The organism is Streptomyces sp. NPDC127100 (assembly GCF_042724095.1).
In the GTDB taxonomy this organism is placed as follows: domain Bacteria; phylum Actinomycetota; class Actinomycetes; order Streptomycetales; family Streptomycetaceae; genus Streptomyces.
The window spans coordinates 1-21,342 of the sequence record NZ_JBHXFL010000050.1; the positions used below are offsets into that span (position 1 = coordinate 1).

The window sequence follows — 21,342 nt, forward strand, 5'->3', positions numbered from 1 at the left end:
GTCGGCAGCGTATGTTGTGTATAAGAGACAGCGTCGGCACCCGCCCCGTCCCCTCTCCCTCCGCCCGACCGGGCGGGCGGCTCCCCCGGACTTCCCCGGATCCCCCGGCTTCCCCAGACTGTTGGCGATATACCCCCTGGGGGTATATGCTCTTGAGTCGTGAGGGGCCGCCGGCCGGCTCGTCACGACGTCGATTGGGGACGCAGTCATGGACCACAGCACGCACCACTCCGGCGCCGCGCACGACCACACCGCTCCCGCGGGCGGCCACGGCGAGCACCACGACGGGCACGGGCACGGGCACGGGCCGGCCTCGTGGGCGATGGCCGCGAAGGCGACGCTGCACTGCCTGACCGGGTGCGCCATCGGCGAGATCCTCGGGATGGTGATCGGCACCGCCCTGATGTGGGGCAACGTCCCGACGATGATCCTCGCCATCGCGCTCGCGTTCGTCTTCGGCTACTCGTTCACGCTCTTCGCGGTGCGCCGGGCCGGACTGGACCTCAGGGCCGCGATCAAGGTCGCGCTGGCGGCCGACACGGTGTCCATCGCGGTGATGGAACTGGTCGACAACGGGATCATCGCCCTGGTGCCGGGCGCGATGGACGCACACCTGTCGGACGGGCTGTTCTGGTACGCGCTGCTCGGCGGACTCGCCATCGCGTTCGTGCTCACCACGCCGGTCAACAAGTGGATGATCGGCCGCGGCAAGGGCCACGCCGTCGTCCACGCCTACCACTGACCGCACCGTCACCGGCCCGGGCGGCCCCTCGATCGCCGAGGGGCCGCCCGGCGTCCGCGCCGTACGGCCTTCCGCGCCGTACGGCCTTCCGCGCCGTACGGCCGCGGGGTCAGTGGACGTGCGGTCCGGCCGTCGTCCGGGGCCTGCCCCTGGGCACGAGGGGCAGGGCCACCACCGCCCCGACGGCCGCCACGACCGCGCACAGCGCGAACGCGTCGGCGAATCCCCCGGCGGACCCCCGTTCGAGGCCGGCGGCCGCGACCGTGGAGACGATCGCGACGCCGACCGAGCCGCCCACCTCGTGGAAGGTGTTGACGACACCCGACGCCAGCCCCGCCTCCCGGTGGTCGACCATCGCGAGCGCCGTGGTGGTCGCGGTGACGAAGACCGCGCCGAGGCCGAGGGCGGCGACGGCGAAGCCGGGCAGCAGCGTGGCGTACACGCCGCCCGTCTCCGACAGCCGGGCCAGCGGCACGGTCCCCGCGGCGGCGACCGCCAGCCCGCCGACGGCGACGGCCCGGCTGCCGACGACGCCGACCAGGCGGGAGCCGAGGTGCGCGCCGACGCCGGTGGCGACGGCCACCGGCAGGAAGACCAGGCCGGTCCGCAACGGGCCGAAGCCGCGCACGTGCTGGAGGTGGGCCGAGCCGAGGAAGAAGTAGGAGATCAGCAGGCCGGTGGCCACGAGCATCAGGAAGGCCCCGGCGAGGACGGGACGGCGGGCGAACGTGCCGAGGTCCATCAGCGGGGTCCGGCTCGCCCGCTCGACGGCGGCGAACGACGCGTAGAGCACCGCGGCGCCCGCCAGCGGCAGCAGGGCCGAAGGACTCCCCCATCCCGAGTCGCCCGCCTCCACGAGCCCGTGGATCAGCGCACCGGTGCCCGTGGTGACCAGCAGCGCCCCGGGCACGTCGAGCCCGGTCGGCCGCGGGGCACGGGCCGCCACGGCGAAGGGGACGGCGGCGAGCACGGCCAGGCCCACGGGCACGTTGACGTAGAAGACCCACTGCCAGCCGGGCCCGCCGGTCAGCGTCCCGCCGACGAGGACCCCGGCCGCGGCACCCGACCCGCCCAGGGCCGCCCACACGCCGAGGGCCTTGTGGCGTTCCCGGCCGTGGAAGGTGGTCGTCACGACGGAGAGCGCGGCCGGTGAGAGCAGGGCCGCACCGACCCCCTGGGCGACGCGGCCGGCCAGCAGCGTCGCGGCACCGCCGGCCAGACCGCAGACCAGCGAGGCCGCCGTGAAGAGCGCGAGCCCGGCGAGCAGGGTCCGGCGCGCGCCCAGGGCGTCGGCGAGACGTCCGCCCAGCAGCATGAGACCGCCGAAGCAGAGGGTGTACGAGGTGACGACCCAGGTCAGCGCCGAGCGGCCCAGGTGGAGGTCGGCCGCCATGCCGGGCAGCGCGACGTTCACGACGGTGACGTCGAGGATCAGCATGAACTGGGCCAGGCAGACCAGGGCCAGCGCGGCCCAGCGGCGGGGGTCGGCGGCCGGGTCGGTGTGGACGGGCGCGGGTGACATGTCGGGCGGCGAGTGGGCCATGGCGTGTCCTTCCGGGGCGGCGGTCGTGCGGCAGGGCGGCGAGCGCCGGGGGCAACGGCCCACGCGACGCCGGACACCTGAACTGAACTGTACGGAACAGTTCAACTGAACTCAACTGTTCAGTACAGGCGGGTGCTAGGCTCGGCGCATGGACACGGAAGGGACCAGACGGCCACCGAGCGGGGCGCGCGCGGCGCTCAAGCGGCAGGCCATCGTGCGAGCCGCCCGTGAGCTCTTCCTGCGGGAGGGCTTCGGCGTCGGCATGGACGCCATCGCCGCCGCGGCGGGCGTGTCCAAGGTGACCGTCTACAACCACTTCGGCAGCAAGGAAGCCCTCTTCACCGCCGTGATCGCCGGTGCCGTGGACGAATCCCTCACCGGAGAGCCGACGGCCGCGCTCACGCACCTGGCCGAGGCCGACGACCTCCGCCCGGCCCTGCTGGACGCCGCCCGCGGCTGGGTCCGGTCGGTCCGCGCCGACGACGACGTGACGGCGCTGCGCAACCTCGTCGCCGCCGAGGCGCACCGCTTCCCCGAGCTGGGCCGCGCCTGGCAGCGCCACGGGCCCGAGGGCCACCACCCGGCCGTCGCCCAGGCCCTGCGCACCCTCGCCGACCGGGGCCGCCTGGTCGTCCCCGACCTGGACACGGCCGTCCTCCAGCTCTACGCGCTGCTGATCTTCCCCCACATCGTCTTCGGCTCGTACGGCACGCACATCGACGACGCCCTCACCGACCGTCTGATCGTCAGCGGCGTCGACATGTTCCTGGGCTACTACAGCCCCCGGCCCGCCTGACGGGCGCGGTCGATCGCCGACTCGACGGCGCCGATCCGGTCGGCGAGCAGGCCCAGGGCGGCCACGGCCCGGGTCAGCGGGTCGTCCTCCGGGCCGCCGAGCACCCGGCCGCGCACGTGGGCGGCCTTCACCTCGGCCCAGCGCTCCGCCTGCCCGGCGTCGAGCGTCCCGCGCAGTTCGGCCAGCTTGAGGAGGTTCGCCTCGGCTCCCGTGGTGAGGGTCTGCGCCTCGGCCCGGTAGTGGTCCTCGATCAGCGCCGACAGCTCCTCGTCGTTCATGACCGGCTGGATGCGCTGGGCGATCTTGCGCATGTTGCGGTACGACCCCTGAAGCCGGAAGGGCGGCTCCGTCCGGGCGTCGTCCGTCCGGGCGGCGGAGGCGATGTACGCGGCGTTCACGGCGAGGACCGTGTCGCGTGCCGTGAGCAGATGCCGCAGCACGGCCAGGACGCGTTCCAGCTCGGCCGGCGCGTAGGGGTGGAGGAGCCGGTCCACGCGGGCCGTGCCGTCGCCCTCGGCCAGGCGGATCAGCAGGTCGAGGTCGGCGCGGTCGCGGCCGGCGAGCGGGGCGAGGACCGGGTTGGCCGTCAGGGCGTTCTCGACGAAGCTCAGCGCGAAGACGTGCTCCTTGCCGGTGAGGACGTCGCCGAGGTTCCAGACGTCGGCGCGGTTGGCGAGCATGTCGGGGACCCGGAAGCGGCTGCCGGACTCGGTGTACGGGTTGCCGGCCATGCACACGGCGAAGCGCTTGCCGCGCAGGTCGTAGGTGTGCGGTTCGCCGTTCCGCACGCCGTCGACACGGCGGGTGGCGTCGCACAGCGGGATGAACCTCTGGAGGAGCTCGGGCGAGGTGTGCTGGATGTCGTCCAGGTACAGCAGGGTGTTGCTGCCCGCCTCCAGCGCGAAGTTGATCTTCTCGATCTCCTGGCGGGCGGTGGCGTCGGGTGCCTCGGCGGGGTCGAGCGAGGTCACCGCGTGCCCCAGCGCCGGACCGCTGATCTTCACCAGCATCAGGCCGAGACGCTCGGCGACGTACTCCACGAGCGTGGTCTTGCCGTAGCCGGGCGGGGAGACGAGCAGGAGGAGCCCGCCGCCGGCGGTGCGGTGCGCGGAGTCGGCGGTGCCGAGCTGCTTGGCGAGGCTGTCGCCGATCAGCGGGAGGTACACCTCGTCGATGAGCCGGTTGCGGACGAAGGCCGGCAGCACCCGCGGACGGTACTCGTCCAGGCGCAGCCGGGCGCGCTCGGCGGCCAGCAGGGTGCCGCGGTGGTGCTGGTAGGCGCGGTGGCCGGGCACGTCGTGGGCGCGGAACGCGCGGGTGCGGGCGAGGAGTTCGTCGACGCGCACGGTGAGGGTGCCGTCGATGACGCGCGGGTGCGTGCCGAGCAGGCCGCGCACGGCCTCGGTGAGCGGGGCGTCGTACGGGTAGCGCGGCAGGTCCGGGCAGAGCTCGGCGGCCACCGCCTCGGCCAGGTCGCCCGGCGTGGTCTCGGTGCCCGTGGACTCCGTGTACGCGGTGAGCCAGGCCTCGACCAGCTGGCGGCGCGCGGCCAGGTCACCGAGGGCGGCGATGTCCTCGTCGTACGCCGGACCGCCCACCGTGCGGCGGAACTTGTCCAGCAGCGTGCGGGTGCCCGCGCCCAGGACGAAGCCCTCGGGACCGCTCGTCAGCTCGTCGAAGAGGTACGCCGCGGCGGCCTCCGCCGTCTCCTCCGTCTCCCCGGTCCGGGCGGTGACGGCCCGCGCCAGCTCCTGCCGCAGCTCGGCGATGGCGGGTGCGAGCCCGAAGGTGTCCCGGGCGCGGGCCAGCGAGACCGCGCGCCGCCGCCAGTCCTGCCGGGCCCCGTCCGTCGTGCCGTGCGCCCAGAACAGCTGGGCGGCGGCCCGCGCGGCGGGCTCGTGGCGCAGCGGGCCCGCGCCGTCGTACAGGCGCAGCAGGGCGGTGAGGACGAGGGTGGCGTCGTGGTCGTGGACGCCTCGCTCGTAGCCCTCGTCGTACGCCTCCTGGGCCGCGTCCCGCACCAGGGCCGGCAGGTCGCCGGTCTCGGCGAGGGCGGCCGGGCCGTGGGCGTCGAGCAGGCGGGCGGCGAGGTGTTCGGCGCGGTAGACCCCGGGCGACTCGGACGGCAGCAGCCGGTCCCAGAAGGGGCGGGTGGCGGCGAAGTCCGGGTCGGTGACCGGTGAGCGGTAGTCGGTGCCGGTCACGGCGAGGGCCAGGCCGTCGCCGTGCGGGACCAGGGTCAGGTCGAGGGACTGGGTGCCGACGGCGAAGCGGTGGTTGCCCAGGCGCAGCGTGCGTCCACCGTCGGCGTAGAGGTCGGTGCGGTCGCGCAGGGCGCGGGACGCCTCCTGGCGGGCGGCCTCCAGGCGGCCGTCGAGTTCCTCCGCGCGCACCGGGTCGCCCAGTTCGCGCAGTTCCGCGGCGGTGCGGCGGACCTTGGCGGGCATCGGGTCGGAGGCGAAGTACGTGGTGACGGCGTCCGCGTCGGCGAGCGCCGCGGCCCGGCGCACGACCGTCCGCAGCACGCGGGCGGCCGAGTCCGCCAGGCGTTCGGCGCGGCGGGCGCGGGCGTCGGCGAGGGACTGCTTGCGGGCGGAGAGCGCCTCGTGGATCTCGTCGCGCTTGTCCGCCAGTTCGCCGAGGAAGTCGTCGAACTCGGCGAACCGGGACTCCAGGTTCTCCACCTGGACCAGCAGGCGGGCGAGCTGCTCGTCGCAACGCTCGGGGCTGTCGGCCACCGCCAGCGCACCGGTGACCGTCTGGCCGAGCAGCGCGAACTCGGCGGCGAATCCCGCTCGGCCCTCCTGGTCGAGCAGGGCGCGGCGGCGGGCGCCCAGGACGGCGCGGGCGCGGTTGACCCCGGCGAGCGCCTCGGCGACGCGCTCCAGGATGGCGGTACGGACGGTGGCGTCGCCGATGTCGAGCCCGGCGACGATCTCGGTCACCGTGCCGAGCTGCCCGGCGAGCTCGTCGAGGCGGCCGGCGAGCGGCTCGGCCCCGGCGGCGGTGCCGATCTCCTCGGCGTCCGCGACGAGCCGCTCGACGTCCGCGTGGTGCTCGGCGAAGGCGTCCTCGCGGGCCAGGTGGGTGACGGCCCGCTGCCCGAAGGCGGCCAGGTCGGCGTCGGCGCCGGCGGCGAGGTCGTCGATGCGGGCGGTGTCCGCGTACCGCATGTCCTTCAGGGTCAGCAGGTGCCCCTGGGCCCGGCGCAGTTCGGCCAGCCCGGTCACCCAGGCGGCGGCCCCGCGCGGCGCCTCGCCGCGCAGCCGGCGCACGACGGCGGCGAGCCGGTCGGCGGCCTCCTCCAGCGCGTCGTCCGCCCGTGCGGTCAGGGCCCGCACGTTCTCGAACTCGGCGAGCACCTGCCGCGCGGTGTCACGCACCTGCTCCAACGGGCCGGCCAGGTCGCCGGCCTCGGGGTCGCCCAGCCAGTGGTGGGCGTCGGCCGCCCGGACGCAGGCGGCGGCGAGCTCGGCGTACACCTCCCCGGTCGGAGTGGTCCCGGTGGCGGCACGGGTCACGGACAGGCAGTCGGAGAGGCCCCGGACGAGGTCGGCGTTGCCGATGCGGGCCAGCGGACCGCTGCCCGCCGGCCGGGCCGCCGCGTACGTGTCGGACACGTACGGGGAGGTCCACCGCTGCACCGGGTGCACCCGGGCCGGCTCGCCGCCGTCCTCGGCGCGCAGCAGGGTGAGCGTGCCGTCGTCGAACAGCGCCCAGCCGCGGCAGGACAGCGGGGTCGCCGCCTCCTTGCGGATCAGGTTGTACGGCAGCAGCAGGCTGCGGCCGTGCGCGGGGGCGTGGAAGGCGTACAGCACGTCCTCGCCGTTGGGCGCGCGCAGCTCGCGCTCGAACTCGAGCCCGGCCGTGTCGAGTTCGTACGTGCGGTGGGTGCCGGCGGCCAGGTAGTGGCCGCCGGGGAAGATGATGCCCTGGTCGTCGGGGAGGCGCCGGCAGGCCTGCCCGATGCCGTCGAGGCGGACCACCGTCCTGGTGAGGGTGTTGAACACCAGGTACCGGTCGGTCTCCTCCTTGTAGGGGCGTACGCGCAGCAGGATCAGCGCGCCGACGCGCGCGTGGGCGATGTCCGCGTCGGCGAGGGCCTGGAGCGGTTCGGCGACCGGCTCGCCGTGGACGCCCCGCTCGGTCTCGGTGTCGTTCTCCACCTTGACGGTGAGCGTGCCGCCGACGGCGGAGACGAAGACCTCGCCCCCGACGGAGACGTGCGGGTGGCGGCCGAGGACGTGGTCCTCGCGGGTCGTCCGGGTCCACGCGAAGTCGTGGGCGGGCGGCAGGACGTGGTCGCGGTCGCCGCGCGCGTCCAGGAACGACGCCCGTCCGTCGTCGGTGAGGGCCCAGCGCAGGACGCGGATGTCGTCGGCCTTCTCGCCGGTGCGGAACACGGCGAGCAGCCTGCCGTCGACGCGGCGCAGCCGCAGCAGGGTGGCCTCGCGGTAGTAGCGGTACAGGGCCGCGAACTCCCGGACGAAGGCCGGGTCGTCGAGCAGGCCCGGCACGGCGTCCTCGGGCAACCGGTTCAGGTCCCGGTCGTGCAGCGCGAGGACGTCGCCCACGGCGGTCTCGGTCCGGGTCGTGTACGCCGTGTTGTACCCGAACAGCAGCGTCCCGCCGACGGCGACGACGTCCTGGGGGACGCAGGGCCGCTCGGTCCGCAGCCGTTCGGTGCCGGCGAGTTCCAGTCCGGCCGAGCCGAACTCCTCGATCCGGCGGAGGTTCAGCGCCTCGGCCCGCCGGGCCAACTCGGCGGCCTGCGCGGTGAGCCGGTCCCGGAGCACCTCGTAGGTGCCGGTGTCCAGCGCTTCCTGCGGCCCTTCGTGGAGGCCGCTGTCCGGTGTCTCGTGCGCGCTGGTGTCCGCCCCGGTTGCCATGGGGCTCCTTTCCGCGAGTGGGCTCCCCGGCCGCCGCTGCCGTGCGGCGGCCGGGGGGCTGCGTGGTCGGGCGGCCGTCAGCCCCTGGAGCTGCCGTTGAGGGAGGTCAGCGGGGCGTCCGCGAGCCCCAGCTCCCCCGCCCTGTCGAGCAGCTTCTGCAGCTGGCCGGCCTGCGGGTCACCGGTCTTCATCAGCTTCATCAGCAGGGCGGAGACGGTCAGGTTCTGCACGTCGGCCGTGGAGACCGAGCCGAGGATCCGGCCGAGGTCGTCGGCGATGTTCGACGTGCCGTCCAGCCACGGCCCGGCCAGCGCCTGGGCGGTCCCGGAGTTCTCGACGAAGCCGTCGACGCTCTTGCCGAGCGCGATGGAGGACATCAGGCGGTCGAAGAACACCGACTCGCCGCCGACGATGTCGATGTCGGCGTTCTCCAGACCGGTGGCGAGCACGGTGGCCTGCGCCTCGGCGACCTGCCGCTGCACGTCCAGTCCGGCGAGCCGGATCTCCTTCTCCGCCTCCAGGCGCAGCCGGTACTCCTCGTGGGTGCGGGACGCCTCGTCGAGCGCGGCCATCGCCGCCGCCTTCTCGGTCAGGCCGGCCGCCTCGGCCTTGAGCTTCTCGCCGATGCCCTCGGCCTCGGCGAGGGCCTTCGCCCGTACGCCCTCCGCCTCGGCACGCATCCGGGCCTCGGCCGCCTCGGCCTCCGCGCGGCCGGCCTTCTCGATGACCTCGGCCTCCTTGTCGCGGACCTGGACGGCGGCCAGCCCCTCCGCGGCGCTCTCCGCGCGGACGGCCTCGGCGAGCCGCAGCTTGGCCTGGGCGTCGAGGTCGGCGCTCTTCAACCGGGCCTCGGCCAGGGTCAGTTCCTCGGCGGCGCGGTGGGTGGCGGCCTGCTCCGCGGCCTCCGCCGCCTTGATGTCCTTGACCAGCTTCTCCTGCGCCTCCGCCTCGGCGGCGATGATCACGGCCTGCCGCTGCCGCTCCGCCTCCTCCACCGCGCGGAGCTTCTTGATGGACTCCTCCTGCTCGGCGACCGTGCGGTCCACGGCGACCCGCTCGCGGATGACCTCGGCGATCTCCCGCTTCTCCGCCTCGACCTCCTTCTCGGCCGCGATCCGGGTCAGCTCGGTCTCCCGCTCCCGCGCGATGACCTCCAGCAGCCGGTCCTTCTCGATGCGCTCGTTCTCGATGGCGATGACCCGTTCCCGGTTCTTCGCGGCGACGGCGACCTCCCGGGCCTGGTTCTCGCGCTGGACGCCGAGCTGCTCCTCGGTGCGCAGGAAGGCGCCCTGCGCGCGCAGCCGCTCCTCCTCCACCACCCGCGCGGTCTCGGCCTCCTCGCGGGCGCGCACGGTCTCGATCTCCCGCCGCTGCTTGATCTCGGCGTCGGTCTGGCGGCGCTCCAGCTCCAGGATCGCCTCCCGGGCGTCGACGTTCTGCCGGGTGATCTCCTTCTCCTCGGTCCGCTGGGCCTCGTTGGTGCGCACGTGCTCCACGGCCGTCAGTTCCGTGATCTTGCGGATGCCCTGCGCGTCGAGGACGTTGGCCGGGTCGAGCTGGGACAGCGGCGTCTGCTCCAGGTAGTCGATCGCCGCGTCCTCCAGGTGGTAACCGTTGAGGTCGACGCCGATGACCTCGATGATCCGGTACCGCAGTTCCTCGCGCTTGGTGTAGAGGTCGGTGAAGTCCAGCTGCTTGCCGACGGTCTTCAGCGCCTCGGAGAACTTCGCGTGGAACAGCTCCTGCAGGGTGTCGCGGTCGCTCGCGCGCGCCGTACCGACCGCCTGCGCGACCTTGACGACGTCCTCGACGGTCTTGTTGACCTTGACGAAGAACGAGATGCGGATGTCCGCGCGGATGTTGTCCCGGCAGATCAGGCCCTCCTTGCCGGCCCGGGTGATCTCGATGGTCTTCACCGAGATGTCCATCACCTCGGCCCGGTGCAGCACCGGCAGGACGACCTGCCCGGTGAAGGTCACGTCGACCTTGCGCATCTTGGAGACGATGAGCGCCTTGCCCTGCTCCACCTTGCGGAACAGCCGGGAGACGACGAGTAGGGCGAGCACACAGAGGACGACGAGCGCGCACGCGCCCACGGTCATGGCATTCATCAGCACGTCCTTGGCGACTGGGAAGGGCGAGCCCGAGCAGGGCTCGGAGGTGTCACAGCGGCGGCCGGTGCGGATCGCACGGCACGGCACCGCGGAGTTCAGGCGGCCGTCCGGGACGGCCCGGGTTCGTCGGGGGAGAGCCGGCGCCTCGGCCGTACGGCGGGCCGGAGCGCGCGTCGTGCGGTGACGGGCGCGGCGGCGAGGTCCGCGGGGCCGGCAGGCGCCGATGCCTGGGCGACGGGACCGGGACGGGCGCCGGCGTCCAGGGCGCGGGGCCCGGCGAGCGCCGTCGGCAGCGGGTGCGGGGCCGCGGCCGGTACCCGGCCGGGACTCCGGACGCCGGCGTCCACGGACCCGACGGCGCGGCGGAGGCCGGTGGCAGTGCGCGGCGCGGCGGTGCGGGGGACGGCGGGGACTGCCTCGGCGGTTTCGTCGAATGTCCGCATGCCCTACCCCCCGTGTCCTGCCCGTTTCCCGCCCGGGACGGCAACGGCACGTCCGGGCTCCGACGGCTCCGACGGATCACCTGCCGGTGCCCGGCACCGGAGCCGTCCCACGCGCTCCCCTCGCGCCCATCCTGCCGAACGGCACGTCTCGCCGCATTGCCGACTTCCGGCAGTCTTGCCCCACGTCTTCATGCCGGACTCCGTCGGCACCCTCACCCGAGCGGCCCACACCGGCTCGCCGCCTCCCGGCCGCGGGCCAACACTCGAAGTCCCCCGAACATCGGGCATTTCCGAGGGACGGAGAAGACCATGGCCAACGCGACCCACAGCACCGGCGGCCGGGCCGGCGGCAGCAGGAGCGCCTGGGCCTCCGGCGGCGTCGTCTTCGCCGGGGTGCTGATGCTGATCGAAGGCGTCTTCGGCATCTTCAACGGCATCGCCGCCATCGCGAAGGACGACGTCTACGCGTCCGTCGGCGACTACGTCTTCAAGTTCAGCCTCACGTCCTGGGGCTGGATCCACCTGATCGTCGGCATCCTCCTCGCCCTCACCGGCCTGGGCGTACTCAGGGGCGCCCCGTGGGCGCGGGCCCTCGGCGTCGGGCTCACCGCGCTCTTCGTGATCCTCCAGTTCATGTGGCTGCCCTACACCCCGCTCTGGGCGATCATCTCCATCGGCGTCGGCGTCTTCGTCATCTGGTCGCTGTGCACCGACCGCGGCCACACGTCGTCGGTCTGAGCGCCGGCTCCGGCTTCCCAGGTACCCCTAGGGGGTATACAGTGGGCGGTGCGGGAGCGCAGTGAGAGGCGCGCATCCCGTACTGCCCATCTGCCGACGAACCCCCAGGGAGACGCCATGACCGCCGACCAGAAGAACTCCGGCTCCTGCTGCACCACCGACGGCTCCTGCCACAGCGGTGCCGCGGCGGAGGGCGGCCAGGGCGCCGGTGTCACCACCGTCTACCGGGTGACCGGCATGACCTGCGGTCACTGCGAGGGCGCGGTCTCCCAGGAGATCTCCGCGCTGGCGGGCGTCACCGCGGTCAAGGCCGTCGCCGCCACCGGCGAGGTGACCGTCACCTCCACCGCCCCGCTCGACGAGGAGGCCGTCCGCGCCGCCGTCGACGAGGCGGGATACGAGCTGGCCGGCCCGGCCTGACCCGACGCGCCCCTGCCCCGAAGGACGGCCACCGCCGCCGGCCCGCCCCGTCAGCCCGGTCCGGTGCCCGGCGGGTCGTCCGGGGCCGGGTGCTCGCCGACCGTGAAGCCGATCACCGACCCGCCCCCGTCCCGCCGGGAGGCGAACGGCGTGCCGCCGTGCGCCAGCGCCACCTCCCGCACGATGGACAGGCCGAGGCCCGAGCCGGGCTGGGAGCGGGCGTCGGCGGCGCGGTAGAAGCGGTCGAAGACGCGGGCCAGGTCGGCGTCGGTGATGCCGGGGCCCCGGTCGCGGACCTCGACGCGGATCGTGCCGGGGCGGGCCGGTCCCGCTACGGTGACCTCGATGGGGCCCGTGCCCGCCCGGTCGAACTTCGCGGCGTTCTCGACCAGGTTGGAGATCGCCCGGGTCAGCATGACGGGCCGGCCGTCCGTCGTCGTGTCGCCGCAGGCCCGCACGCTGATCTCGCGCCCGGTGCGGCGCCGCGCGTGGGTCGCCACCTCGTACGCGATCCCGCCCAGGTCGACCGGCCGCACCGGCTCCGTCTCTGACTGGCCGGCCGCCAGCTCGACCAGTTCGTTGACCAGGTCGGTCAGCTCCCGGGCCTCCTGCCCCAGGTCGGCGACCAGTTCCTCGCGGGCGGCGGGCGGGAGCTCGTCGATCCGGCGGAGCAGCGAGATGTTGGTGCGCAGCGAGGTCAGCGGGGTGCGCAGCTCGTGGCCCGCGTCCTGGACCAGGCGCCGCTGGTCCTCCTCCGACTGGGCGAGCCGCCCCAGCATGCGGTCGAAGGCGCGGCCCAGCCGGCCCACCTCGTCGTGGCCGGTGACCGGGACCTGGATGCCGAGCCGCCGGGTGCGGGCGACGTCCTCGGCGGCGGAGGTGAGGGCGATCAGGCGCCGGGTGATGCGCCGGGCCAGCCACCAGCCGAACAGGCCCGCGGCGGTCACCACGGCGGCCATCAGCACCAGCGTCCGGCGCTGGAGCGCCCGCAGCAGGTCCTCGGTGTCGCTGAACTCCTGCGCCACCTGGACGGCGCCCCGGCCGTCGCCGAGGGAGACGGTCGCGATCCGGTAGACGTCGCGGCCGACGTCCACGTCCTTGTGCTGCACCATCCGCCCGGCCACCGCGGCGCCCGCGGTCCGCCGGTCGCCGCCGGTCACCGGCAGCCGGCGGCCGGCCGGGTCGGAGACCTCGCCGTCCGGCCCGAGCACCTGCACGTCGGTACGGGCCGGGCGCACGATGTCGTGGCCGGGCGCGGAGGAGGAGAAGTCGCCGGGTGACATCGGCCGCTGGCGCACCTCGGCCCGCAGGTCCTGGACGACCTGGTCGAAGACGGTCTCCTGGTCCACCCGCACCAGGCGTGCGGCGGCGTTGTACGACAGCACGCCGACGAGGACCGTGACCACGGCCGTGACCGTCGCGAACGACACCGCGAACGTGGTCCGCAACGACAGCAGCCGGGGCCGCCGCCCCCGGCCGCCCGGTCCGGGCGAGGTGCCCACTCAGTCCTCCCGCAGCACGTAACCCACCCCGCGCACGGTCTGGATCAGCTGCGGGGCGTCCGGCTGGTCGAGCTTGCGGCGCAGGTAGCCGACGTAGACGGCCAGGTTCTTCGAGCCGGGGCCGAAGTCGTAGCCCCAGATGCGGTCGTAGATCGTGGAGTGGTCGAGGACGATGCCCGCGTTGCGGACCAGCAGTTCCAGCAGCTCGAACTCGGTGCGGGTCAGCTCCAGCTCCCGCCCGCCCCGCCAGGCGCGGCGGGCCTGCGGGTCCATGCGCAGCCCGGCCGCCTCCAGATACCGGCCGTCGGCCTCCGCGGCCGGCCCGGGCGCGTCCTCACCCGCCGCCGGGACGGGGGCGTCCCCGGCGGTGGCCGCCCCGGCGGCGTCGGGCTCCGTCCGGTCGGTGCGGCGCAGCAGCGCGCGGAGCCGGGCGAAGACCTCCTCGACGTCGAACGGCTTGACCACGTAGTCGTCGGCGCCCGCGTCCAGGCCCGCGATGCGGTCCGCGGTCTCCACGAGCGCCGTCAGCATCAGGATCGGGGTGCTGTCGCCCTCGGCGCGCAGCACCCGGCACACCTGGAGGCCGTCGATGCCCGGCATCATCACGTCGAGGACCAGCACGTCCGGGCGTCCGCGGTGCGCCTGCGCCAGCGCCTCGACGCCGTCGGCGACCGCGGTGACCCGGTAGCCCTCCAGGGTGAGGGCGCGCTCCAGGGCGTGCCGGATGGCGCGGTCGTCTTCGGCGAGCAGAACAGTCCGGGGCACCCGTCCAGTCTGCCAAGGCCCAGAGCCCCGCGACCGGGCGGCCGGGCTTCTTACCGAGATCTCACCCGGCGGGCCGCAGCGCCGCGAGCCGCTCCTCGAAGGGCACGACCTCGACGGTGTCCCCGGCCGGCTTCCGGGCCGTCGACAGCCCGGTCATCAGCGCGGCCAGTTCCTCCGCCGCCCGCCCGATCCGCCCGTCCAGCCCCTCGGCGCCCCAGTCCTCGGAGGCGGCGTAGACGCCGGTCGGGACGACGACGGCCTTCAGGTAGGCGAAGAGCGGACGCAGCGCGTGCTCGAGGACGAGCGAGTGCCGGGCCGTGCCGCCGGTCGCCGCGATCAGCACCGGCTTCCCGGCGAGGGCGTCCGGTTCCGTGGCGCCCAGCGCGTCGAAGAACGACTTGAACAGTCCGCTGTACGACGCGGAGAACACCGGCGTGACGACGATCAGGCCGTCGGCCGCCCGCACGGCGTCGAAGGCGGCGGACAGCTCCCGTCCGGGGAAGCCGTTGGTGAAGGTGTGCGCGATCTCCACCGCGAGGTCGCGCAGCTCCACGACCCGCACCTCGGCCGAGGTGCGCCCGGCGGTCGCGGCGGCCAGCCGGTCGGCCAGCAGCCGGGTGGAGGACGGGACGCTCAGTCCCGCGGAGACGGCGACGAGCTTCATGCGCGTGCTCCTTCCTTCTCGGTGTTCTTCGCGCTCAGCAGCGAGGCGTGGGTCGGGGCGTCCGGCACGTTCGCCGGGCGGTTCTTCGCGAACTCCTCGCGCAGCACCGGCACGACCTCCTCGCCGAGCAGGTCGAGCTGCTCCAGCACGGTCTTCAGCGGCAGTCCGGCGTGGTCCATCAGGAAGAGCTGGCGCTGGTAGTCGCCGGCGTACTCGCGGAACGCGAGGGTCTTCTCGATCACCTGCTGCGGCGAGCCGACGGTCAGCGGCGTCTGCTCGGTGAACTCCTCCAGCGACGGGCCGTGTCCGTAGACCGGTGCGACGTCGAAGTACGGGCGGAACTCGCGCACCGCGTCCTGCGAGTTCTTCCGCATGAACACCTGGCCGCCGAGGCCGACGATCGCCTGCTCGGGCGTGCCGTGCCCGTAGTGGGCGTACCGGGACCGGTAGAACTCGACCATGCGCTTGGTGTGGTCGGCGGGCCAGAAGATGTTGTTGTGGAAGAAGCCGTCGCCGTAGTACGCGGCCTGCTCGGCGATCTCCGGGGAGCGGATCGAGCCGTGCCAGACGAACGGCGCGACGCCGTCCAGCGGGCGGGGCGTGGACGTGAAGCCCTGGAGCGGCGTACGGAACTTGCCCTCCCAGTTCACGACGTCCTCGCGCCACAGCCGGTGCAGCAGGGCGTAGTTCTCGACGGCCAGGTTGATGCCCTCGCGGATGTCCTTGCCGAACCAGGGGTAGACCGGGCCGGTGTTGCCGCGCCCCATCATCAGGTCCGTCCGGCCGTCGGCCAGGTGCTGGAGCATCGCGAAGTCCTCGGCGATCTTCACCGGGTCGTTCGTGGTGATCAGGGTGGTGGAGGTGGACAGGATCAGCCGCTCGGTGCGCGCGGCGATGTAGCCGAGCATGGTGGTCGGCGACGAGGGCACGAAGGGCGGGTTGTGGTGCTCACCGGTCGCGAAGACGTCGAGCCCGACCTCCTCCGCCTTCAGGGCGATGGCGACCATGGCCTTGATGCGCTCACGCTCGGTCGGCGTACGCCCGGTGGTCGGGTCCGGAGTGACGTCGCCGACGGTGAAGATGCCGAACTGCATGGTCGCTCAACCTCCAAGTTGTTTACGCTTCAACTATACCGTCGAAACGACCTGCCCCCGGACGTTATTCCGGCCCCGTCCCCCCGCTCCGCGCCCCACCCCCGCCGTGCGAAGCTGGCCCGCATGCTCGTCCTGCGCTCCGCCGCCCTCTTCGTCGTCGCCGCCCTCTTCGAGATCGGCGGCGCCTGGCTGGTCTGGCAGGGCGTGCGCGAACAGCGCGGCTGGCTGTGGGCGACCGGCGGCGTCCTCGCCCTGGGTGCGTACGGCTTCGTCGCGACCTTCCAGCCCGACGCCCACTTCGGCCGTATCCTCGCCGCGTACGGCGGGATCTTCGTGGCCGGCTCGATCCTGTGGGGCATGGCGGCCGACGGCTACCGCCCCGACCGCTGGGACGTCACGGGCGCCCTGATCTGCCTGGCGGGGATGGCCGTGATCATGTGGGCGCCGCGCAACGGCGGCTGACTACCCTGGGCGGCGACCGGTCGTACGAACCAAGGAGCAGCCCATGGCCCCCGCAGCCGCCCCGTCCGCCGCCTCCCGCATCGCCGTCGTCACGGGTGCGAGCAGCGGCATCGGCGCCGCCACGGCCCGGCAGCTCGCCGCCGCCGGCTACCGCGTCGTCCTCACCGCCCGCCGCAAGGACCGGATCGAGGCGCTGGCGGAGGAGATCCAGGCCGCGGGCCACCAGGCGACGGCCTACCCCCTGGACGTCACCGACCGCGCGGCGGTCGACGAGTTCGCGTCCGCGTTCAGGACCGTCGGCGTCCTGGTCAACAACGCGGGCGGAGCGCTCGGCGCCGACCCGGTGGCCACCGGCGACCCGGAGCACTGGCGCCGCATGTACGAGACGAACGTCATCGGCACCCTCAACCTCACCCAGGCCCTGCTGCCCAAGCTGGAGGCGAGCGGCGACGGCACGGTCGTGGTCGTCTCCTCCACCGCCGGCTTCGCCACCTACGAGGGCGGCGCGGGCTACGTCGCCGCCAAGCACGCCGAGCACGTCCTCGCCGAGACGCTGCGCCTGGAGATCGTCGGCCGCCCCGTCCGGGTCGTCGAGATCGCGCCCGGCATGGTCAAGACCGACGAGTTCGCCCTGACCCGCTTCGCCGGCGACACGGAGAAGGCCGCCAAGGTCTACCAGGGCGTCGCCGCCCCCCTCACCGCCGACGACGTCGCCGACACCATCACGTGGGCGGTCACCCGCCCCGCCCACGTCAACATCGACCTCCTGGTCGTCCGCCCCCGCGCCCAGGCGTCGAACACCAAGGTGCACCGGGAGGGCTGACGCCGGTGGGTAACTCGCAGGGGTGAAGCGGGTTCGATTACCCGAACGGCTATTGAACTGGCGGCCTAGGCTCGCGCCACAACATCCAACGTGACGGCCCTCGGCCGGGATGCCGGTCCCGACCGAGAGCCTGACCAACATGGAAGTGGAGCTTCCCTGTGGCTGAACGCGAGCCTAGCGGTCATCAGTTCATGGACCTGACGGTCCCTGAGTACGCGTACATGTTCGGCTTCCTTCAGGCGGACGGACACCTTCAGCAGAGCGTCGGACGGAAAGGCAAGTTGAGCGTCGAGCTTGCCGCCCGAGACGCCGACCTCCTGCGCGAGTTCCAGAAACTCACGCCCTACAGCACCAGCATCACCGAGCGCACCCGGTCCACAAATTTCGCAGCGACCTACACATCGACCACCTGGACCTTGTGTTCCCTCGAAGCGAGGACCATCCTGAACGACCTCGGGCTCCCATACGGGCGCAAGTCGAAGACGATCGCTCCGCCGCGCGTCGAATTCTCGGGCCGCGACTACCTCCGAGGCGTCATCGACGCCGACGGGTCAGTGGGTTACACGAACAAGGGATTCCCCTTCGTTTCCCTCACCACGGCCAGCACTGCCATCGGCCACCACCTCTGTGACTACGCCCAGGAGGTGACCGGAGTCCAGCGCATGATCAAGCGCAACGCACGAGACGGCATCTACAACGTCCTCTACGCCATGGAGGCGGGCCAGCGTCTGGCAGCCGACCTGTACTACCCCGGCTGCCTGTCCTTGGCACGCAAGCGCGCCGCCGCCGGCTCACTCGCCGCTTGGGCGCGCCCGACCGGAATGAGGTCCGCGTACACGGCACGCCGCTGGAACGAGACCGAGGACCGAGTCCTGTTGAAGCTCAATAGCCCTACAGCGGCCGCCGAGGCGCTCGGCAGAACTCCGCAGAGCTGCAACCTTCGCATGTGGCGGCTGCGCTCTGGCCGAATGCCCATGCCCCGCTAACCGTCACCAGATGAGCCAGGCCCCCCGGTGTGGACCGGGGGGCCGCTCGAGTCAGCCCTTGACACAGACGACCTGCTTCAGCTTCGCCACGACCTCCACGAGGTCGCGCTGCTGGTCGATGACCTGCTCGATCGGCTTGTAGGCGCCCGGGATCTCGTCCACGACGCCGGAGTCCTTGCGGCACTCCACGCCCCGCGTCTGCTCCTCCAGGTCCTGCGTGGAGAACCGCCGCTTGGCCGCGTTCCGGCTCATGCGCCGGCCCGCGCCGTGGGAGGCGGAGTTGAAGGACTTGTCGTTGCCGAGGCCCTTCACGATGTACGAACCCGTGCCCATGGAACCGGGGATGATCCCGTAGTCCCCGGAACCCGCGCGGATCGCGCCCTTGCGGGTCACCAGCAGGTCCATGCCGTCATACCGCTCCTCCGCCACGTAGTTGTGGTGGCAGGAGATCTCCCGCTCGAAGACCGGCTTGGCCTTCTTGAACTCCTTGCGGACCACGTCCTTGAAGAGCGCCATCATGAGCGTGCGGTTGTACTTCGCGTACTCCTGCGCCCAGAACAGGTCGTTGCGGTATGCCGCCATCTGCGGGGTGTCCGCGACGAAGACGGCGAGGTCGCGGTCGACCAGGCCCTGGTTGTGCGGAAGTTTCTGTGCCACGCCGATGTGGTGCTCGGCCAGTTCCTTGCCGATGTTCCGGGAGCCGGAGTGGAGCATGAGCCACACCGAATCGAACGTATCAATGCAAAATTCCACAAAATGGTTGCCTTGGCCAAGGGTTCCCATCTGAGCAGCCGCCCGGTCCCTACGGAAACGAACCGCCTCCGCCACCCCGTCGAACCGCCCCCAGAAGTCGTCCCACCCGGCGGTCGCCAGCCCGTGGAACCGCCCCGGTTCGAGGGGGCTGTCATGCATCCCGCGGCCCACCGGGATCGCCTGCTCGATCTTCGAGCGCAGTCGGGACAGGTCGCCCGGGAGGTCGTTCGCCGTCAGGGACGTCTTCACCGCCGACATCCCGCAGCCGATGTCCACGCCCACCGCCGCCGGGCACACCGCGCCCTGCATCGCGATCACGGACCCGACCGTCGCGCCCTTGCCGTAGTGCACGTCCGGCATGACCGCCAGGCCCTTGATCCACGGCAGGGTCGCGACGTTGCGGAGCTGCTGCAGTGCCACGTCCTCGACCGTCGCCGGATCGGTCCACATGCGGATCGGCACCTTCGCGCCCGGCATCTCCACGTACGACATATCGCCCTCATTCCCCCGGAAGTACAACAGAAGTCTCAAAGCGCAGAACCGGCGCCAAGGGCAGCCAAAGAGACAGCTGACCGGCGTTCACGGCGGCGCGTGCGATACACATTGTCTCCAGGGGTCGCCCCCGCGCGGCAAGCGAATAACCAGCGGGGACACTGGAGTACCGACCACAGCCACACCGGCGAGAGGAGCCGCACCGTGCAGCGGAAGGCCTACGTATCCGGCGTCGCCGCCCTTCTGGCGGTGCTGCTGGCCGGCTGCACCGGCGGCTCGGACGACGGCGTCACGACGGACGACTCCCAGCCCGGCCGGCCCGGTGTCGCCAGCGAGGCGGCCCAGCCCGGCAGGTACCGCACGCTCCCGGAGCCGTGCCGCGTGGTCGGCCACAAGACGCTCGACTCGCTGCTGCCCGGCGTCCGGGAGATCGCGGACGAGGTCCAGCGCGAGAAGGCCTACCAGGGCGAGCCGACGCTCGCGTACAACACCGACCGCAAGGTCGGCTGCCGTTGGAAGGTCGAGTCCGCGGACGCCACCGACCATCTCTTCGTCGACTTCGAGCGGGTCGTGTCCTACGACAACTCCGTGAGCGACGACAGCCAGGCCGAGCAGCTCTTCGCCCGCCAGGTGGCGGCGGCCGACCTGCCCGAGCCGGTCGCACCGGAGTCGTCGGACCCGGCCTCCGGGACCCCGTCCGGCGCCCCGTCGTCCGGGGCGCCGTCCGCCGGTCCGAGCACTTCGCCGTCCGCGTCCGCCTCCGGCTCGGCGTCGGCCACCGCACCCTCCTCGGGCCCGTCCGCCTCCGACGGCACCCCCACCGACCTCCAGCCCCGTCTCCTGGACGACCTGGGCGACGAGGCGTTCCTGAACGACGAGCTGAGCAGCTCCGGCTCGACGGCGGAACGACGCACGGTGACTGTGGCGTTCCGCACGTCGAACGTGATGGTGACCATCGAGTACGCGGAGCAGCCGGCGACGGTCGGAGTCGTGCCCGACAGCAAGGAAATGCAGGACAGGGCGCGGAAACTGGCTTCCCAGCTGGCGGACTCGCTGGGCGGCTGAGCCCGATCGAGGCCCCGTGCCGGCCGCCCGTGAAGCGCGCGAAGCCGGACCGCGCACGGTGCCCAACGCGTACGGTGACCTCTCGGACCCGATCCGAACGCAGGAACCACGAGTGCCATGAGTGAAGGAACCATGCAGCGACGAGCCCAGCGTGATCAGCGAGCGAAGCGACTCACCCGTGTCCTTGCCGGCGCGGCCGCCGTACCCGTGATGCTGGTGGCAGCCGGCTGCTCCTCGGACTCCGGCTCGGACGACGGCAAGGACAAGGCCGCGGACACGACGACCGCGTCGGCGTCGGCCAGCCCGTCCCCGACGGTGCAGGCGGCGAAGTTCGGGAAGCTCCCCGAGCCGTGTGCGGCCCTGTCGAAGAAGACGCTGGACAAGATGGTGCCGAAGGCCGGCTCCGGCAAGGAAGGCGCCTCGAACGACACGGCGAACCGCGGCAGTTGCTCCTGGGACAGCCTGGCCGACAACGGCGTCAAGGGCTCGCAGTTCCGCTGGCTGAGCGTGTCCATGCTGCGCTTCGAGTCGGACGTGGCGCGCGGCGCGGGCGACGAGCTGGCGAGCGCCCACTACACCAAGCAGCTCCGGGACGCGCAGACCGCCGAGGGCGCGCAGGCCGTGAAGACGACGCCGGTGAGCGGCACGGGCGACGAGGCCGCGATCGTGCGCTACGACCTGAAGAAGAAGGAAGGCACCTTCAAGCAGCAGACGGTCGTGGCGCGCGTCGAGAACGTCGTCGTGACCGTCGACTACAACGGTGCGGGCCTGGCCGGGGACAAGACGCCGGACGCGGACGACCTGGCCAAGGCCGCCCAGAAGGCCGCCCAGGAGGCCGTGGCCGCGGTCGCGGCCGCCAACGGCAGCGCGGCGGGCGGCTCGTCGTCGCCGTCCGGGGCACCGTCGGCGCCGGGTTCCACGTCCGCGTCGCCCAAGTCGTCGTCCACGCCGGGCAAGAGCTGACGTCCGCCGCTCGGGGTCCCAGGCGCCGGAGGACCCACCGGCCACCCGTTCCCCGGACACATGTGCCACCCTGTTGCGCGCAACAACA

The 21,342-nt window shown here is 73.0% G+C and carries 18 protein-coding genes; 9 read left to right on the forward strand and 9 right to left on the reverse strand.

Going from position 1 to position 21,342, the window contains the following annotated elements; all coding sequences use genetic code 11:
• The first annotated feature begins 208 nt into the window (after positions 1-208).
• Positions 209-742, forward strand: coding sequence for a DUF4396 domain-containing protein (locus tag ACFWJB_RS30755; protein ID WP_385468634.1), 534 nt, complete (start codon positions 209-211; stop codon positions 740-742).
• Between the two features lie 109 nt (positions 743-851).
• On the opposite strand, the gene ACFWJB_RS30760 is transcribed toward ACFWJB_RS30755, so the two are convergent.
• Positions 852-2,285, reverse strand: a complete 1,434-nt coding sequence (locus ACFWJB_RS30760) for an MFS transporter (RefSeq protein WP_386926291.1) — start codon at positions 2,283-2,285, stop codon at positions 852-854.
• Positions 2,286-2,433: 148 nt separating this feature from the next.
• On the opposite strand from ACFWJB_RS30760, the gene ACFWJB_RS30765 reads away from it, so the two are divergent.
• On the forward strand, positions 2,434-3,081 hold the full coding sequence (locus ACFWJB_RS30765) for a TetR/AcrR family transcriptional regulator (RefSeq protein ID WP_385462742.1): 648 nt from the start codon (positions 2,434-2,436) through the stop codon (positions 3,079-3,081).
• Here the strand turns inward: ACFWJB_RS30765 and ACFWJB_RS30770 are convergent.
• From ACFWJB_RS30770 to ACFWJB_RS30780, 3 genes are all read right to left on the reverse strand, one after another.
• On the reverse strand, positions 3,060-7,970 hold the full coding sequence (locus tag ACFWJB_RS30770) for a DNA repair ATPase (RefSeq protein WP_386926293.1): 4,911 nt from the start codon (positions 7,968-7,970) through the stop codon (positions 3,060-3,062). The genes ACFWJB_RS30765 and ACFWJB_RS30770 overlap by 22 nt on opposite strands.
• Positions 7,971-8,047: 77 nt before the next feature.
• Positions 8,048-10,081, reverse strand: a complete 2,034-nt coding sequence (locus ACFWJB_RS30775) for a flotillin family protein (RefSeq protein ID WP_386926295.1) — start codon at positions 10,079-10,081, stop codon at positions 8,048-8,050.
• A gap of 98 nt (positions 10,082-10,179) precedes the next feature.
• Complete coding sequence (locus ACFWJB_RS30780; protein WP_386926297.1) at positions 10,180-10,527, reverse strand: hypothetical protein; 348 nt, start codon at positions 10,525-10,527, stop codon at positions 10,180-10,182.
• 309 nt (positions 10,528-10,836) lie between these two features.
• Here ACFWJB_RS30780 and ACFWJB_RS30785 point away from each other — a divergent pair, with 309 nt between their 5' ends.
• Complete coding sequence (locus tag ACFWJB_RS30785) at positions 10,837-11,265, forward strand: hypothetical protein (RefSeq protein ID WP_386926299.1); 429 nt, start codon at positions 10,837-10,839, stop codon at positions 11,263-11,265.
• Between the two features lie 117 nt (positions 11,266-11,382).
• Positions 11,383-11,685 carry a heavy-metal-associated domain-containing protein gene (locus ACFWJB_RS30790; RefSeq protein WP_385462757.1) on the forward strand — a complete coding sequence of 101 codons (303 nt, stop codon included), beginning with the start codon at positions 11,383-11,385 and terminating at the stop codon, positions 11,683-11,685.
• A gap of 50 nt (positions 11,686-11,735) precedes the next feature.
• Here ACFWJB_RS30790 and ACFWJB_RS30795 read toward each other — a convergent pair whose 3' ends face one another.
• The 4 genes from ACFWJB_RS30795 to ACFWJB_RS30810 form a co-directional block, all read right to left on the reverse strand.
• Positions 11,736-13,187: an ATP-binding protein gene (locus ACFWJB_RS30795; RefSeq protein WP_386926301.1), complete on the reverse strand. Its 1,452-nt coding sequence runs from the start codon at positions 13,185-13,187 to the stop codon at positions 11,736-11,738.
• Positions 13,188-13,952 (reverse strand): response regulator transcription factor, encoded by a 765-nt coding sequence (locus ACFWJB_RS30800; RefSeq protein ID WP_385462763.1) that lies wholly within the window; start codon positions 13,950-13,952, stop codon positions 13,188-13,190.
• A gap of 61 nt (positions 13,953-14,013) precedes the next feature.
• Positions 14,014-14,616 (reverse strand): FMN reductase, encoded by a 603-nt coding sequence (locus ACFWJB_RS30805; protein ID WP_385462766.1) that lies wholly within the window; start codon positions 14,614-14,616, stop codon positions 14,014-14,016.
• Positions 14,613-15,710, reverse strand: a complete 1,098-nt coding sequence (locus tag ACFWJB_RS30810) for an LLM class flavin-dependent oxidoreductase (RefSeq protein WP_386926304.1) — start codon at positions 15,708-15,710, stop codon at positions 14,613-14,615. The genes ACFWJB_RS30805 and ACFWJB_RS30810 overlap by 4 nt, the downstream gene beginning before the upstream one ends.
• Before the next feature lie 123 nt (positions 15,711-15,833).
• On the opposite strand from ACFWJB_RS30810, the gene ACFWJB_RS30815 reads away from it, so the two are divergent.
• The 3 genes from ACFWJB_RS30815 to ACFWJB_RS30825 all read left to right on the forward strand — a co-directional run bounded on the left by ACFWJB_RS30815 (position 15,834) and on the right by ACFWJB_RS30825 (position 17,981).
• On the forward strand, positions 15,834-16,172 hold the full coding sequence (locus ACFWJB_RS30815; protein WP_385462772.1) for a YnfA family protein: 339 nt from the start codon (positions 15,834-15,836) through the stop codon (positions 16,170-16,172).
• 43 nt (positions 16,173-16,215) lie between these two features.
• Complete coding sequence (locus ACFWJB_RS30820; protein ID WP_385462775.1) at positions 16,216-16,995, forward strand: SDR family NAD(P)-dependent oxidoreductase; 780 nt, start codon at positions 16,216-16,218, stop codon at positions 16,993-16,995.
• Between the two features lie 158 nt (positions 16,996-17,153).
• Complete coding sequence (locus ACFWJB_RS30825; protein ID WP_386926307.1) at positions 17,154-17,981, forward strand: LAGLIDADG family homing endonuclease; 828 nt, start codon at positions 17,154-17,156, stop codon at positions 17,979-17,981.
• 51 nt (positions 17,982-18,032) lie between these two features.
• On the opposite strand, the gene ACFWJB_RS30830 is transcribed toward ACFWJB_RS30825, so the two are convergent.
• Positions 18,033-19,226 carry an RtcB family protein gene (locus ACFWJB_RS30830; RefSeq protein ID WP_385462781.1) on the reverse strand — a complete coding sequence of 398 codons (1,194 nt, stop codon included), beginning with the start codon at positions 19,224-19,226 and terminating at the stop codon, positions 18,033-18,035.
• A gap of 204 nt (positions 19,227-19,430) precedes the next feature.
• Between ACFWJB_RS30830 and ACFWJB_RS30835 the strand changes: the two genes are divergently transcribed.
• Complete coding sequence (locus ACFWJB_RS30835) at positions 19,431-20,291, forward strand: DUF3558 domain-containing protein (RefSeq protein ID WP_385462784.1); 861 nt, start codon at positions 19,431-19,433, stop codon at positions 20,289-20,291.
• Between the two features lie 132 nt (positions 20,292-20,423).
• Positions 20,424-21,254 carry a DUF3558 family protein gene (locus tag ACFWJB_RS30840; protein ID WP_386926311.1) on the forward strand — a complete coding sequence of 277 codons (831 nt, stop codon included), beginning with the start codon at positions 20,424-20,426 and terminating at the stop codon, positions 21,252-21,254.
• The last annotated feature ends 88 nt before the right edge of the window (positions 21,255-21,342 follow it).